A 14,575-nucleotide genomic window follows, 5' to 3' on the forward strand; every position below is an offset into this window, starting at 1 on the left:
TCAGGGGCTATCCGCCCAGCTGGGAGAGGCTCGGCACCCTGTCGGTCACCGGGGCGCCCGCGCTCTGGCCCGCGCTCTTGACTCCGGTGATGACGTCCTGGAGGGAACTGAGGTCGGCGTCGCTCGCGTTGCCCTTGCGGAGCTTGGAGCCGAGGCCCTTGAGGGACTCGATGCCCGCCGTCAGGGGGACGACAGCCTTCGACAGCAGCGGGTCGCCCTTGGCGTTGTCCACGGCGGCCTTCAGCCGGTTGTAGGCGAAGGCGCCCGCGAGGCCCGCCTTGATCAGGGCGAAGGTGCGGCCCTTGGCGCCCTTCTTGAACTTGCCCTCGCGGTACGGCTTGACGATCCACTGGTACGTCGCCCCGGCCGCGAGGCCCGCGTTGGCGACGAAGCGCGTCTTGGCGAACCTCTGCTTCTCGGCGGAGGTGCTGGGCGAGGGCTCGGCCGCGGCCGGATCCACGGCGGCCGGATCCAGCGCCGGGGCGACCAGGGCCGGGTTCACCAGGCCGGGGTTCACCAGGCCGGGGTTGACCAGGGCCGGGTTGACCAGCGCCGGGTCCACGGCGAGCGGGGCCACGGCGCCCGCCCCGGCGGCGGTCACGGCCGCGGCGGAGACGTCCCCGCTGTGGTTCCGGCCGCTGCCGCCACTGCCGCAGGCGGTGGCTCCGGCGAGCAGCGCGGTGGACAGGAACAGCGCCGTGACGGCGCGGCGGCATCGGGCGGTGCTGGGTATGGACACGGTTTCCTCCGGGGAGTGAGGTGTCCCCCGCAGCGTCACCCGGGTGCCCGGCCCCCGCCACTCGGGCACCCCGTTCGGGTCCCCCGGGTGGCGTGGCCCGCGCACCGCCCGCATCATCGGGCCCGCACGGCGGCCAAGGGCCGCCGCGCACGGCTCAGTGGCAGCAGTCCGGTTCCAGGCCCGACGGCAGTTCCAGGCCGCCGAACACCGCGCCCGTGGCCTCGTCGCCGCCGAGGGCCGCGACGGCCAGCAGCAGCGAACCGGCCGTCCAGGTCGTCTGCTCGACCGGCCAGACGGCCCGGTCGTCGAAGACGTAGCCCGTCCAGTACATGCCGTTCTCGGCCCGCATGTGGCCGATCGAGCGCAGGATCTCCAGCGCCCGGTCCGACTCGCCCATCGCCCACAGCGCGAGCGCCAGCTCGCAGGACTCCCCGCCCGTGACCCACGGGTTCGGCAGCACGCACCGCACCCCGAGGTCCGGGACGACGAACTCCTCCCAGCGCTCCTCGATGCGCGCCGAGGCCTCGGGCCCGGTCAGCGCGCCGCCGAGGACCGGGTAGTACCAGTCCATCGAGTAGCGCGACTTGTCGAGGAACCGCTCCGGGTGCCGGCGGATCGCGTGGCCGAGGGCTCCCGCCGCCAGCTCCCAGTCCGGCTGCGGCTCCTCGCGGTGCTCGGCGATGGCCAGCGCGCAGCGCAGCGCCTGGTGGATGGAGGAGGACCCGGTGAGCAGCGCGTCGGTGACGGGGGCGCCGTCCGCCTCGCGCTTCCAGCCGATCTCGCCGCCGGGCTGCTGGAGCCCGAGCACGAACTCGACGGCCGCGTAGACGGCGGGCCACATCCGGTCCAGGAAGGTGTCGTCGCCGGTGGCGAGGTAGTGGTGCCAGACCCCGACGGCGATGTACGCGACGAAGTTGGTCTCCCGGCCGGCGTCCTGCGGCTCGGCGGTGTCCACGCCGTCGGGCCGGTCGGCGTAGGCCGCGTACCAGGAGCCGTCGCCGTTCTGGTGCCGCGCGAGCCATTCGTAGGCGCGGGCGGCCGCCTCGTGCTCGCCCGCCGCGTCGAGGGCCATCGCGGCCTCGGTGTGGTCCCAGGGGTCCAGGTGGTGGCCGCGGAACCACGGTATGGCCCCGTCGGAACGCTGTGCGGCGAGGATTCCCGCGACCGTCAGGGCCGCCTGCTCGGCGGTCAGTACGCCGTCCAGGACGAGGTGTTCGGTACGCCCGGGTGTGGTCACTGGGCGGCCGCGCTGACCGGGAGGTGGGGCTTCGTCGCGTAGGCCACGAAGCTCTTGCCGATGACCGGGTTCAGGGCCTGCTCCGCGAGCCGCGTGGCCAGGGGCTTCTTCATGATGTCCCAGACCAGGAGCTTGTGGTACGCCTTGACGGGCAGCGCCTTGTCGTTGTCGACGCCGAAGGCGCACTTGAGCCACCAGTACGGGGAGTGCAGCCCGTGGGCGTGGTGCGTGCCGTACGGCTTGAGGCCGGCGGCCTCCATCTTGCCGATCAGCTCGTCCGCCTTGTAGATGCGGATGTGGCCGCCCTCGACCTCGTGGTAGGCGTCGCTGAGCGCCCAGCAGATCTTCTCCGGGCCGTAGCGCGGCACGGTGATGGCGATGCGCCCGCCGGGCTTGAGCACGCGGACCATCTCGGCGAGCACGCCCTTGTCGTCGGGGATGTGCTCCATCACCTCGGAGATGATGACGACGTCGAAGGAATCGTCGGGGAAGGGCAGCGCCAGAGCGTCGCCCTCCATGGCGGTGGCGGTGGCGCCGGCGGGGACCTCACCGGCCTCCTTCATGGCGGCGAACCACTTGGCGACCTCGCGGATCTCCTCGCCGTTGCGGTCGACGGCGACCACCTGGGCGCCTCTCCGGTAGCACTCGAAGGCGTGACGGCCGGCGCCACAGCCCAGATCGAGCACACGGTCGCCGGCGGCGAGCGGGAACCGGGAGAAATCGACGGTCAGCACGGGGTCCTGCCTTCGCGGTCGCGGGGGGTGAACGGGGTGGCGCTTGCTGCGCGGGGGAACACGGGACGGAACGTCACCGGTCGCTGCGGGCACGGGCGGCCCGCTCGATCGCGGCCCGGTAGTGCGCGGCGGTGCCCTCGGCGGCCCGCGCCCAGGTGAAGCGGTCCAGGACCCGCTCGCGTCCGGCGGCGCCGAGGCGGGCCCGCAGTTCCGGGTCGCCCAGCACCCGGCCGAGCGCGGCGGCGAGCGCGCCCGGGTCGCCGGGTGGCACCGCGAGACAGGTCTCGCCGTCGGGACCGGCGACCTCGGGGATCGCGCCGCCGGTGGTGGCGACGAGCGGGGTGCCGGTGGCCATGGCCTCGGCGGCGGGGAGCGAGAAGCCCTCGTAGAGGGAGGGCACGCAGGAGACCTGCGCGCTGCGCACCAGGTCGACGAGTTCGGCGTCGGTGATGCCCTTGACGAACCGGACCGCGTCCTGGAGGCCGTACGTCTCGATGGCGCGGGCGACGGGGCCCCGCTCGGCGCGCTTGCCGACGACGACGAGGTGCGCGTCGGGCCGCTCGGTGCGGAGTTTGGCGAGCGCCTCGACGAGGTGGACGAGGCCCTTGAGCGGTACGTCGGCGCTGGAGGTCGTCACGATCCGCCCCGGCACCTCGGCGACGGACGGGTCGGGCGACCACAGGTCGGTGTCGGCGCCGATGTGCACGACGTGGATGCGCTCCTCGCGGACGCCCAGGTGCTGGACGATCTCCTGCTTGGAGGTCCCGGAGACGGTGAGCACCGAGGGCAGCCGTCGGGCGACGCGCTCCTGCATGCGCGTGAAGCCGTACCAGCGGCGTACGGAGAGCCGCTTCTTGAAGTCCTTGGCGGCGTCCAGGTCCAGCTGCCGGTCCACGGTGATCGGGTGGTGGATGGTGCTGACGAGCGGGGCGCCGAGCTGCCCCAGCAGTCCGTAGCCGAGGGTCTGGTTGTCGTGGATGACGTCGAATTCACCGGCGCGGGCGGCGAGGTGGCGCCGGGCGCGCAGCGAGAAGGTGAGCGGTTCGGGGAAGCCGCCGGTCCACATGGTGGCGACCTCGACGGCGTCGATCCAGTCCCGGTACTCGTCGCGCTTCGGCGTACGGAACGGGTCGGGGCTGCGGTAGAGGTCCAGGCTCGGCAGCTCGGTCAGCGTGGCGCCGGTGTCCAGTACCGGGTAGGGCTGCGCGCCGATGACCTCGACGCTGTGCCCGAGGCGGACGAGTTCGCGCGAGAGGTGCCGGACGTAGACGCCCTGGCCCCCGCAGAACGGGTTCCCCTTATACGTGAGGAGCGCGATGCGCAGCGGGCGGTCGCCGTCCGTGGCGGACTCCTCGAAAGGGCTCTTCACCATGGCCTCAGCGGTCACTCTCGGCCCCCATCTCCCTGCACTTTCGCCGGAGCGTAACCGCTCGGATAATGTAGAACAAGTTTCAGACTTGATCCGTTGAAGAGCATTGAATCTACCGGCCGGAAACCCCACCGTAAGAGGCGGAGCAGGTGATTCGCGCCACGGATCCGGCGCTTGCCGTGCCGGTTCCGGATCCAGTGTGGATCAGTACCCGCGCAGCACCACCGAGACGCCACGGAACGCCATGGAACGGGACACATGACAGTGGAAGCGAAAGCCGTCACCACACCGGCGTCCCCTCCCCTGACGGAGCGCCAGGAGGCGCGCCGCCGCCGGATCCTGCACGCGAGCGCGCAGCTGGCCAGCCGGGGCGGGTTCGACGCCGTCCAGATGCGGGAGGTCGCGGAGGCGGCCGGCGTGGCGCTGGGCACCCTGTACCGCTACTTCCCCTCCAAGGTGCACCTGCTCGTCGCCACCATGCAGGACCAGCTCCAGCACATGCACACCACGCTGCGCAAGCGTCCGCCCGCAGGTCAGGAGCCCGCCGCGCGGGTCGCGGAGACCCTGATGCGGGCCTTCCGGGCGCTCCAGCGGGAGCCGCACCTGGCGGACGCGATGGTGCGCGCGCTGACGTTCGCGGACCGCAGCGTGAGCCCCGAGGTGGACACGGTGTCCCGGCTGACCACGGCGATCATCCTGGACGCGATGGGTCTGGACGCCCCGCCGACGGCGGAGCAGCTCTCGGCGGTCCGGGTCATCGAGCACACCTGGCACTCGGCGCTGATCACCTGGCTCTCGGGCCGGGCCTCGATCGCCCAGGTGAAGATCGACATCGAGACGGTCTGCCGTCTCATCGACCTCACGGCCCCGGGCGCGGCGGCCGCCGCGCCGACCCCGCGAAAGTCCTGAACCCGCCGTAGGGCGGGGGTGAAGCGGGCCCGCGGCCGCCGCCGGGCGGGAGGCCCGGCGGCGGTCGCGGGGGTTTCGCCTGCGGTTACTCCTCCGGGGGGAACACGGCCTCGCCGGTGCCCAGCAGGGTGATGGCGATGGCCTCGACGGGGCAGCCCTCCGCCGCCGCCAGGACCGGCTCGCTGGCGTCGGTCTCCGCGGCCGCCGGGTGCGACTGGCGCGCCGAGTCCAGGGTGAAGCCCGCCGGGGCGTGGTTCACGCACATGCCCGAGCCGATGCAGACCCCGCGGTCCACCTCGACGTACCACCGGTCACCCATCACGCACCCGCCCCGGGCGCCTGGTACCCCGCCGGGAGGTGGATCATCTTGTGTTCCAGGTACTCGCTCAGCCCCTCCGGCCCGAACTCGCGGCCGACGCCGCTGTTCTTGTAGCCGCCGAACGGGCCGAGCATGTCCAGGCTGAAGGTGTTCACGTTGAAGGTGCCCGTCCGCACCCGCCGCGCGAAGTCGACGCCGTGCTCCGCGTCCCCGGTCCAGACGCTGCCGCTCAGGCCGAACTCCGAGTCGTTGGCGATCCGTACCGCCTCCGCCTCGTCCCCGTACGGGATCAGGCAGACGACCGGCCCGAAGATCTCCTCGCGGGCGATCCGCATCGAGTTGTCCACGTCGCCGAAGAGGGTCGGCTCCACGTACCAGCCCCGCTCCAGGCCCGCCGGGCGGCTGCCGCCGGTGAGGACCTTCGCGCCCTCCTCCTGGCCGAGCCGGATGTAGTCGAGCGAGCGCCGCCGCTGCCGCTCGGCCACCAGCGGCCCGAGCTGCGTCGCCGGGTCCAGCGGGTCGCCGACCACCAGCGCCCCGGCCGCCGCCGCGAGGGCCTCGGCGATCTCCTCGTACCGGGCGCGCGGCGCGAGGATCCGGGTCTGGGCCACGCAGGCCTGCCCGTTGTTCATCCAGGCCGCCGGGACGATCCCGGCGACCGCCGCGTCCAGGTCGGCGTCCGGGAGGACGACGGCGGCCGACTTGCCGCCGAGTTCGAGGGTGACGCGGGTGAGGTTGCGGGAGGCGACCTCCATGACGCGCCGGCCGGCGGCGACCGAGCCGGTGAAGGCGACCTTGTCGATGCCGGGGTGGCCCACCAGGTACTCGCTGACCTCCCGGTCGGCGGGCAGGATCGACAGCACGCCCTGCGGCAGCCCGGCCTCCCTGGCGATGTCGGCCAGGATGTAGGAGTCCAGCGGGGACTCCGGCGAGGGCTTCAGGATCACCGTGGACCCGGACAGCAGCGCGGGCGCGAGCTTCGCGGCGGCCACGAACTGCGGGACGTTCCAGGGGATGACGGCGGCGACCACGCCCACCGGCTCCCGGCGCACCAGGATCGGCCCGAGCGCGCCCTGGCGGTACTCCTCGTACGGGTAGGCGCGCGCGACGGTGATCGCGGCGTCGTAGACCATCATCGGGCCGAGGGCCTGCGCGAGGACGCTCCAGGAGTACGGGGATCCGTTCTGGGAGCTGATCGAGCGGGCGATCTCCTCGTGGCGGACGGCGATCGCGTCCTTGATCCGGGTGACGACGGCGATCCGCTCGTCCAGGGACAGCCGGGGCCAGGGCCCCTCGTCGAAGGCCTTGCGGGCGGCGGCCACGGCCCGGTCCACGTCGGCCTCGCAGGCGTGCGGGACGCTGCCGATGACCTGCTCGGTGTGCGGGGAGACGACCCGGATCGTGCCGGTGCCCAGCGGATCGGTCCACTCCCCGCCGATGAACAGCTGTCCGTGTTCCACGAGCTCGGTCATGGCTGATGCCTCCTGCGGCCGGTGCGGATACCCGATCACCCTGACGGTGTTTCAGAACTGATACCAGTTCTAGTTCCAGGAGTCCACGGTCGGGACGCAGCGGCCGGGAAGATCCAACGACTAGCCAGAAACGCGGAGAGATGGTCGACTTGGGCGACTACTGCAACATGTTCTCGTTAGCGTGAGCCGGCGGCACGGTCGCGGCCCGGCTCGGACAGGGAGCCCCTCATGCCGCAGGACGCGCCACAGCTCGACCAGGACGTGCCGCCTCAGGTCACCGACCACGGCGGAGGCGTGTGGGGCATCAAGGTCCCCATCCCCGACAACCCCCTCGGGCACACCCTCGTCCACGTCCTCGACACCGGGCGCGGCCCCGTCCTCGTCGACACCGGATGGGACGACCCGGCCTCCTGGAACACCCTGGTCGCCGGCCTCGGCGCCCTCGGCCTCGCGGTCGCCGACGTCCACGGCGTCGTCATCACCCACCACCACCCCGACCACCACGGCCTGTCCGGCCAGGTCCGCGAGGCCTCCGGCGCCTGGATCGCCATGCACGCCGCCGACACCGAGGTCGTCGTACGGACCCGCTCCGCCGAGCCCGGCGTCTGGTTCGACTACATGAGCGGGAAGCTGGCCGCCGCCGGAGCCCCCGAGGCCCACCTCGCACCCCTGCGCGCCGCCCGGGCGAACGGCCGGCTGCGCACCCTGCCCGGGCTGCGGGCCGCCGTCCCCGACCGGGAGATCCTCCCCGGTGAACTGCTCCCCCTCGCCGGACGCCGGCTCCGGGCGATCTGGACCCCGGGCCACACCCCCGGCCACGTCTGCCTGCACCTGGAGGAGGAGCACCCGGCGCACCTGCCCGGCAACGGCCGCCTCTTCTCCGGGGACCACCTGCTGCCCGGGATCTCCCCGCACATCGGCCTGTACGAGGACCCCTCCTCCGAGCAGGCCACCGACCCCCTCGGCGACTACCTCGACTCCCTCGAACGCATCGGCCGCCTCGAACCCGCCGAGGTGCTCCCCGCCCACCAGCACGCCTTCACCGACGCCCCGGCCCGGGTGCGGGAGCTGCTGGCCCACCACGAGGACCGCCTGACCGGGCTGTGGGAGCTGCTCGCCGAACCCCTGACCCCGTGGGCGCTGGCGGAGCGGATGGAGTGGAACCGGCCCTGGGAGCAGATCCCGTACGGCTCCCGGAACATCGCCGTCTCCGAAGCCGAGGCGCACCTGCGGCGGCTGGTGAAACAGGGCCGGGCGGAACCGGTGCCGGGCAGCGACCCGGTGACCTACCGCGCGGTGTGAGGGGCCCGGGCCGCCCGCGCCCCGGGCCCGGGAACGGTGGGCCGGTAGAGTGAACCCGTCGTCCACACTCCCGTACGGGGGGAAGCCGGTGCGAATCCGGCGCTGACCCGCAACCGTGACCCGGCCCGCATGCACTGCGGCCGGGAAGCCGGAATGCCCCGTACCGAAAAGTGCGCGGCTCGCGCCGCCGGTCCCTCCGGCGGCCGGCACCGTCGAGGTACACGGAGCCGGAGCCCGGTGCCTGCGCGTGCCTGCCTCCCCGCTCCCCAGCACGAGAGGCACCCGCCCCGCCATGAACGTCCGCCGCAGCGCAGCCGCGCTCGCCGCCTCCGCCGTGCTCTGTGTCGGCGCCGCCCCCACGGCCCTCGCCGCGCCCTCCCCCTCCCCGGCCCCGGTCCTGCCCTCCGGGCTCTACGGCAAGAACGACCCCACCTACGACGGTGTGTGGCGGCAGTCCTTCGCGCTGCTCGCCCAGCACACGGTGGGCCTGCGCCCCGCCGAGGAGGCCGTCGCCTGGCTCGTCGGCCAGCAGTGCGCCGAAGGCGGTTTCGCCGCCTTCCGCCCGGACGCCACGGCGGCCTGCGACCCGAAGACGATGCTCGACACCAACGCCACCGCGGCGGCCGTACAGGCGCTGAAGGCGCTCGGCGGCCAGGACGCGGCCGTGAAGAAGGGCGTGGACTGGCTGAAGTCCGTCCAGAACGAGGACGGCGGCTGGGCCTACGCCCCCGGCACCCCCAGCGACGCCAGCTCCACCTCCGTGGTGATCAGCGCCCTCGCGGTGGCGGGCGAGAAGCCGGCCGACGTGAAGTCGAAGGCGGGCAAGTCGGCGTACGAGGGCCTGCTGGCGTTCCAGCTGGGCTGCTCCGCCGAGCCGGCCGCCGACCGGGGCGCCTTCGGGTACCAGCCGGCCGACGGCAAGCTCCCGGCCAACGCCGACGCGACGGCCGCCGCCGCGCTGGCCGCCCTCGGCAAGGGCGCGGTCGTCTCCGCCCCGTCCGCGGACACCCCGGCCGCCGCACTGGCCTGCCCGGCGGGCTCCGCCGACCCGGCCGCCGCCGCCCAGGGCGCGGCCGGCTACCTGGCCGAGGCCCTCAAGAAGGACGGCCACCTGACGGCCCTCACCCCGGGCGCGGACCAGCCGACCCCCGACACCGGCAACACGGCCGACGCGGTGATCGCGCTGGCGGCGGCCGGCCACAAGCAGTCCGCGGCGAGCGCCCTGGAGTGGCTGAAGGCCAATTCCGCGGCGTGGTCCAAGGACAACCCGGCCGCGCTCGCCTCCCTGGTCCTGACCGCGCACGCGACGGGCACCGACCCGAAGGCCTTCGGCGGCACCGACCTCGTCGCGGCCCTGAACGCGACCGGCCCGGCGCCGCAGGCGACCGGCGGGACCGCGCAGGACGAGAAGAAGGACAAGAAGAAGGACGAGAAGGACGGGGCCTCCAGCGACGGCAAGGTCTGGTGGATCGTCGGAGCGGGCGCCGCGGCCGGCGTGGGCATCGGCATCATGCTGAGCGGCCGCCGGAAGAAGAACCAGCTCTGATGCGCCGGCTGACCCCTCTGGTCCTGGCGTTCGGGATCCTGCTCACCCTGGTCGCGGCCGGCCCGGCGCTCGCGTCGAGCTACCGCTACTGGTCGTTCTGGGACGGCTCGGCCGGCCAGTGGGCGTACGCCTCGCTCGGCCCGTCGATGGCCCGCCCCGCCGACGGCTCGGCCTGGGGCTTCCGCTTCGCGGTGAGCAAGGACGCCGGGGACGAGGCGGCTCGGCCGCGCGCGGCGGCGGACTTCGGGGCGGTCTGCGGCGCCACCCCGGCGGCCGAGGGCAAGAAGCGGGTGGCCGTCGTCGTCGACTTCGGCCTCCCGGCGGACGCCCCGTCCGGTGAGGAGCCGCCGCAGGACGCCCCGCGCACCGCCTGCGCGCAGATCGCCCCGGACGCGACGGCGGCCGAGGCGCTGGCCGCGGTGGCGAAGCCGCTGCGCTACAACAGCGCGGCGCTGCTGTGCGCGGTGTCGGGCTATCCGAAGCAGGGCTGCGGCGAACCGCTGGCGGAGGGGCCGGGCACGGCCTCGTCGCCTGCGACGGCGACTGCTTCCGGACCGGCCGACGGCCGGGACTCGGCCTCGCCCGCCGGATCCGGATCCGGATCCGGGCCCTCGGCCGGTCTCCTCGTCGGGATCGCGGCCGTCGCCGCCCTGGCCGCGGCCGCGCTCTGGCAGTCCCGCCGCCGCCGCACCCGATGACCCCCGGGCCCGAGGACCGGCCCGGCGGCGCGGGCCCGGCGGAGCGTACGGCCGCCGCAGCCGGCCGCCCCACCCGGGCGTCCTCCCGTACGGACGGCCACCCCGCCCGGCCGGCGGTCGGGCGGGCGACCCGCGGGCCCGCGGACGGCCTCGCGACCCCGGCCGGCCCCGGCTCCGCGTCGGCGGGGAACGCCCCGCGCCGGCCGGCGTACGAAAAACACACCGCTCCCGAGGCCCGGCGTGGCAACGCCCTGCACGCGGGTGCCTGGTGGCTGTGGGCCCTGGGGCTCGCGACGGCCGCCTCGCGCACCACCAATCCCCTCCTCCTCGGCCTGATCGTCGGCGTCGCCGGATACGTCGTCGCCGCGCGCCGCACCGACGCCCCCTGGGCCCGTTCGTACGGCGCGTTCATCAAGCTCGGCCTCGTCGTCATCGGCCTGCGCCTGGTCTTCTCCGCGCTGCTGGGCTCCCCCGTCCCCGGCGCGCACACCGTCCTCACGCTCCCCGAGCTCCCGCTCCCCGACTGGGCGCAGGGCATCCGCCTCGGCGGCCGGGTGAGCGCCGAGCAGCTGGTCTTCGCCTTCTACGACGGCGCCAAACTGGCCTCCCTGCTGATCTGCGTCGGCGCCGCCAACGCCCTCGCGAACCCGGCCCGGCTCCTCAAGTCGCTCCCGGCGGCCCTCTACGAGGCGGGCGTCGCCGTCATCGTCGCCATGACCTTCGCGCCGAACATGGTCGCGGACGTGATGCGCCTGCGCACCGCCCGCCGGCTGCGCGGGCGCCCCACGGGCGGGGTGAAGGCCATCCTCCAGATCGGCCTGCCCGTGCTGGAGGGCGCGCTCGAACGCTCCGTGGCCGTCGCCGCCTCGATGGACGCCCGCGGCTACGGCCGGACCGCGCGGGTCCCGGCCGCCGTCCGGCACACCACCAACGCCCTCACCCTCGGCGGCCTGCTCGGCATGTGCGCCGGCACGTACGGGCTGCTGGCCGCCGAGGGCGCCGCGTACGGGCTGCCGGTGCTCGGCATCGGCCTCGCCCTGGCCCTCGCGGGCCTGCGCCTCGGCGGGCGCCGCAGCATCCGCACCCGCTACCGGCCCGACCGGTGGGGCGCGCGGGCCTGGCTGGTCTCCGGCTCGGGAGCGGCCGTCGCGGCCCTGATGATCTACGCGGGCACCGTCGACCCCGAAGCCCTGCTGCCGGGCGTGGTCCCGCTGGTGGTTCCCGGACTCCCGCTCTGGCCGGCGGCCGCGATCCTCATCGGCCTGCTCCCCGCCTTCGTGGCCCCCGTACCGCCCAAGGAGGCGTCGCAGTGATCCGCTTCGAACAGGTGTCGGTGACGTACGACGGCGCCCCCGCGCCCGCCCTCCGGGACGCGGACTTCACCCTCCCGGAAGGGGAGCTGACCCTCCTCGTCGGCCCGTCGGGCGTGGGCAAGTCCACGCTGCTCGGCGCCGTGTCGGGCCTGGTCCCGCACTTCACCGGGGGCACCCTGAGGGGCCGGGTCACGGTCGCGGGCCGCGACACCCGCACCCACCGGCCGCGCGAACTCGCCGACATCGTCGGCACGGTGGGCCAGGACCCGCTGGCGCACTTCGTGACGGACGTCGTCGAGGACGAGCTGGCGTACGGCATGGAGTCCCTGGGCCTGGCCCCCGCCGTGATGCGGCGCCGGGTCGAGGAGACCCTGGACCTGCTGGGCCTGAACGAACTGCGCGACCGCCCCATCGCCACCCTCTCGGGGGGCCAGCAGCAGCGGGTCGCGATCGGCTCGGTCCTGACCCCGCACCCGAAGGTGCTGGTCCTGGACGAACCCACCTCGGCGCTGGACCCGGCGGCGGCCGAGGAGGTCCTGGCGGTGCTCCAGCGCCTGGTCCACGACCTGGGCACCACCGTCCTGATGGCGGAACACCGTCTGGAACGCGTCGTCCAGTACGCGGACCAGGTCCTCCTCCTCCCGGCCCCGGGCGCACCGCCGCTCCTGGGCCCCCCGGCCCGGATGATGGAGATCTCCCCGGTCCACCCCCCGGTGGTGGCCCTGGGCCGCCTCGCCGGCTGGTCCCCCCTCCCCCTCTCCATCCGCGACGCCCGCCGACACTCCCCAACCCTCCAAACCCGCCTGTCACCCCCCTCAGCCCCGCCGCCCCCCTCAGCCTCGCCGGCGTTTGAGGCGCGGGGGTCTGGGGGCGAAGCCCCCAGTTTCGGGAAGGGGCGGGGTGGGGAAAGCCGCCCGCAGGGCCCCGGCCTCCTCGCACGCCTGCTCGGCCGCACCAACACCGCCCAGCCCCCGGCGGCCCCGGCACCCCCGGCCGGCCCCACGCCCCCGGCGGCCCCGGCCAACCCCACAGCCCCCGCCGCCCCGACGGCCCCGGCCGCCCACGTCACGAACCTCTCCGTCCGCCGCGCCCGCGCAGAGGTCCTGCACGGCATCACCCTCACCGTCACCCCCGGCGAAACCGTCGCCCTCATGGGCCGCAACGGCGCCGGCAAGTCCACCCTCCTCAGCACCCTCGTCGGCACGGTCCCGCCCACCACCGGCCAGGTGACCGTCTGCGGCCGCACCCCCCACCGCACGCCGCCGCCCGACATGATCCGCCACGTCGGTCTCGTCCCCCAGGACCCCCGCGACCTCCTCTACGCTGACACCGTCGGCGCCGAGTGCGCCGCCGCCGACTCCGACGCGGGCCGGCCCGCCGGCACCTGCCGGGCGCTCGTCACCGCCCTGCTGCCCGACGTCCCCGACGACACCCACCCCCGCGACCTGTCCGAGGGCCAGCGCCTGGCCCTCGCGCTGGCCCTGGTCCTGACCGGCCGCCCCGGACTGCTGCTCCTCGACGAGCCCACCCGCGGCCTGGACTACGCCGCCAAGGCCCGTCTGATCGAGATCCTGCGCGGACTCGCCGCCGACGGCCACGCCATCGTGCTGGCCACCCACGACGTGGAGCTCGCCGCCGAGCTGGCGCACCGCGTCCTCATCCTGGCCGGCGGCGAGATCGTCGCGGACGGTCCGACCGCCGAGGTGGTCGTGTCCTCCCCCGCGTTCGCGCCCCAGGTGGCCAAGATCCTGGCCCCGGGCCACTGGCTCACGGTCGCCCAGGTCGCCGAGGCCCTGGAGGACACACCGTGAGGCCCGCGCCCCGCCCCATCCGCATCGGCCCCCGCGGCGCCGCCGCCCTGGTCCTCGTCACCCTCATCGGCATCGCCGCCTTCGGCTGGCCGCTGCTCGCCGACCGCCAGTCCGGCTTCGCGCACTCCCAGGACGCCCCCTGGCTCTTCGCGGCGCTGCTGCCGCTCCTGGTCGCCGTGGTCGTCGCGACCCTCGCGGACGACGGCATGGACTCCAAGGCGGTGGCGATGCTCGGCGTGCTGGCCGCCGTCGGGGCCGCCCTGCGGCCCCTGGGCGCCGGGACGGCCGGGCTGGAGCCCATGTTCTTCCTGATGGTGCTGAGCGGGCGCGTCCTCGGCCCCGGCTTCGGCTTCGTCCTCGGGTCGGTGACGATGTTCGCCTCCGCCCTGCTGACCGGCGGGGTCGGGCCGTGGATGCCGTTCCAGATGCTGGCCATGGGCTGGTTCTCGCTGGGCGCGGGGCTGCTGCCCGGACCCGAGCGGATCCGCGGCCGGGCCGAGCTGGCGATGCTCGCGGTGTACGGGTTCCTGGGCTCCTTCGCGTACGGCACGGTCATGAACCTCCAGGGCTGGGTGATCCTGCAGGGCATGGGCCAGGGCGTCTCCTTCCACCCGGGGGACCCCGTTCCGGCGAACCTCGCGCGCTTCGTCGCGTACTGCCTGGCGACCTCGGTGGGCTGGGACCTGGGGCGGGCCGCACTGACCGTCGTACTGACCCTCGCGCTCGGCACCACGCTGCTGAAGGCGCTGCGGCGGGCCACGCGGAAAGCGGCCTTCGATGCCCCGGTCTCCTTCGATTCGGGGGCGGAAGTGGCCCAGGACACACCCCTGAAACGGGTATGAACCGCCACGGAAGGTGAGATCCGGGCGCCCTGCGGGTGAGGCGCCCCATAGGACCCACGTCACATACGAGCAGCCCTAGTAGCCCGAGTTCCGCCCGTAACGACCCCCGCGGGCGGACCGGACTCGCGTCTCCCGGCCCCCCGCTCCGATCCCGGCTAGTAACGGGGGTCGTTGCCAGGGCAGCGGCCGGCTGGCTAACTGGTTGATGTCGCCGGGCAGCACGGGTGCTTCACCCGGAGCCCGCGGATCCCCTCTCCACCCGTGTGAGTGGTTCACGCATGTCT

13 protein-coding genes and 1 riboswitch are annotated in these 14,575 nt (G+C 74.4%); of the genes, 7 read left to right on the top strand and 6 right to left on the bottom strand.

The annotated features are described in order from the left end of the window. Nucleotides 1–7: 7 nt before the first annotated feature. From IE248_RS37425 to IE248_RS18685, 4 genes are all read right to left on the bottom strand, one after another. Nucleotides 8–490 (bottom strand): hypothetical protein, encoded by a 483-nt coding sequence (locus IE248_RS37425; protein WP_359520608.1) that lies wholly within the window; start codon nucleotides 488–490, stop codon nucleotides 8–10. A 403-nt stretch (nucleotides 491–893) separates the two neighbouring features. Next, the gene (locus tag IE248_RS18675) at nucleotides 894–1,976 is read right to left on the bottom strand and encodes a prenyltransferase/squalene oxidase repeat-containing protein (RefSeq protein WP_190031188.1); all 1,083 of its coding nucleotides are present in this window, start codon (nucleotides 1,974–1,976) and stop codon (nucleotides 894–896) included. Further along, nucleotides 1,973–2,710 carry a class I SAM-dependent methyltransferase gene (locus IE248_RS18680; RefSeq protein ID WP_190031189.1) on the bottom strand — a complete coding sequence of 246 codons (738 nt, stop codon included), beginning with the start codon at nucleotides 2,708–2,710 and terminating at the stop codon, nucleotides 1,973–1,975. The genes IE248_RS18675 and IE248_RS18680 overlap by 4 nt, the downstream gene beginning before the upstream one ends. 73 nt (nucleotides 2,711–2,783) lie before the next feature. Beyond that, nucleotides 2,784–4,097 (bottom strand): glycosyltransferase family 4 protein, encoded by a 1,314-nt coding sequence (locus tag IE248_RS18685; RefSeq protein WP_073796102.1) that lies wholly within the window; start codon nucleotides 4,095–4,097, stop codon nucleotides 2,784–2,786. A gap of 240 nt (nucleotides 4,098–4,337) precedes the next feature. Between IE248_RS18685 and IE248_RS18690 the strand changes: the two genes are divergently transcribed. Then, complete coding sequence (locus IE248_RS18690) at nucleotides 4,338–4,988, top strand: TetR family transcriptional regulator (protein ID WP_073796100.1); 651 nt, start codon at nucleotides 4,338–4,340, stop codon at nucleotides 4,986–4,988. 85 nt (nucleotides 4,989–5,073) lie between these two features. On the opposite strand, the gene IE248_RS18695 is transcribed toward IE248_RS18690, so the two are convergent. Together IE248_RS18695 and IE248_RS18700 are read right to left on the bottom strand one after the other, a co-directional pair. Beyond that, entirely contained in the window at nucleotides 5,074–5,307 is a 234-nt protein-coding gene (locus tag IE248_RS18695) for a ferredoxin (RefSeq protein WP_008743688.1), read from the bottom strand. Further along, a complete protein-coding gene (locus IE248_RS18700; protein WP_190031190.1) occupies nucleotides 5,307–6,779 on the bottom strand; it encodes an aldehyde dehydrogenase in 1,473 nt (490 codons plus the stop codon). Before IE248_RS18700 ends, IE248_RS18695 begins: the two co-directional genes overlap by 1 nt. Nucleotides 6,780–7,007: 228 nt before the next feature. Here IE248_RS18700 and IE248_RS18705 point away from each other — a divergent pair, with 228 nt between their 5' ends. The 6 genes from IE248_RS18705 to IE248_RS18730 all read left to right on the top strand — a co-directional run bounded on the left by IE248_RS18705 (nucleotide 7,008) and on the right by IE248_RS18730 (nucleotide 14,291). Next, on the top strand, nucleotides 7,008–8,081 hold the full coding sequence (locus IE248_RS18705; RefSeq protein ID WP_190031191.1) for a Strvi_7410 family MBL fold metallo-hydrolase: 1,074 nt from the start codon (nucleotides 7,008–7,010) through the stop codon (nucleotides 8,079–8,081). A gap of 79 nt (nucleotides 8,082–8,160) precedes the next feature. Continuing rightward, nucleotides 8,161–8,231: riboswitch (cobalamin riboswitch) on the top strand. A 142-nt stretch (nucleotides 8,232–8,373) separates the two neighbouring features. Beyond that, on the top strand, nucleotides 8,374–9,627 hold the full coding sequence (locus IE248_RS18710; RefSeq protein WP_190031192.1) for an SCO2321 family membrane protein: 1,254 nt from the start codon (nucleotides 8,374–8,376) through the stop codon (nucleotides 9,625–9,627). Beyond that, nucleotides 9,627–10,325: an SCO2322 family protein gene (locus IE248_RS18715; protein ID WP_100583462.1), complete on the top strand. Its 699-nt coding sequence runs from the start codon at nucleotides 9,627–9,629 to the stop codon at nucleotides 10,323–10,325. Before IE248_RS18710 ends, IE248_RS18715 begins: the two co-directional genes overlap by 1 nt. Then, nucleotides 10,322–11,638, top strand: coding sequence for an energy-coupling factor transporter transmembrane component T (locus IE248_RS18720; RefSeq protein ID WP_229895383.1), 1,317 nt, complete (start codon nucleotides 10,322–10,324; stop codon nucleotides 11,636–11,638). Before IE248_RS18715 ends, IE248_RS18720 begins: the two co-directional genes overlap by 4 nt. Then, the gene (locus IE248_RS18725) at nucleotides 11,635–13,449 is read left to right on the top strand and encodes an ABC transporter ATP-binding protein (RefSeq protein ID WP_190031193.1); all 1,815 of its coding nucleotides are present in this window, start codon (nucleotides 11,635–11,637) and stop codon (nucleotides 13,447–13,449) included. The genes IE248_RS18720 and IE248_RS18725 overlap by 4 nt, the downstream gene beginning before the upstream one ends. Continuing rightward, complete coding sequence (locus IE248_RS18730) at nucleotides 13,446–14,291, top strand: ECF transporter S component (RefSeq protein WP_190031194.1); 846 nt, start codon at nucleotides 13,446–13,448, stop codon at nucleotides 14,289–14,291. Before IE248_RS18725 ends, IE248_RS18730 begins: the two co-directional genes overlap by 4 nt. Nucleotides 14,292–14,575 lie beyond the last annotated feature (284 nt).

Source organism: Streptomyces goshikiensis (genome assembly GCF_014650555.1).
Classification (GTDB): Bacteria; Actinomycetota; Actinomycetes; order Streptomycetales; family Streptomycetaceae; genus Streptomyces; species Streptomyces goshikiensis.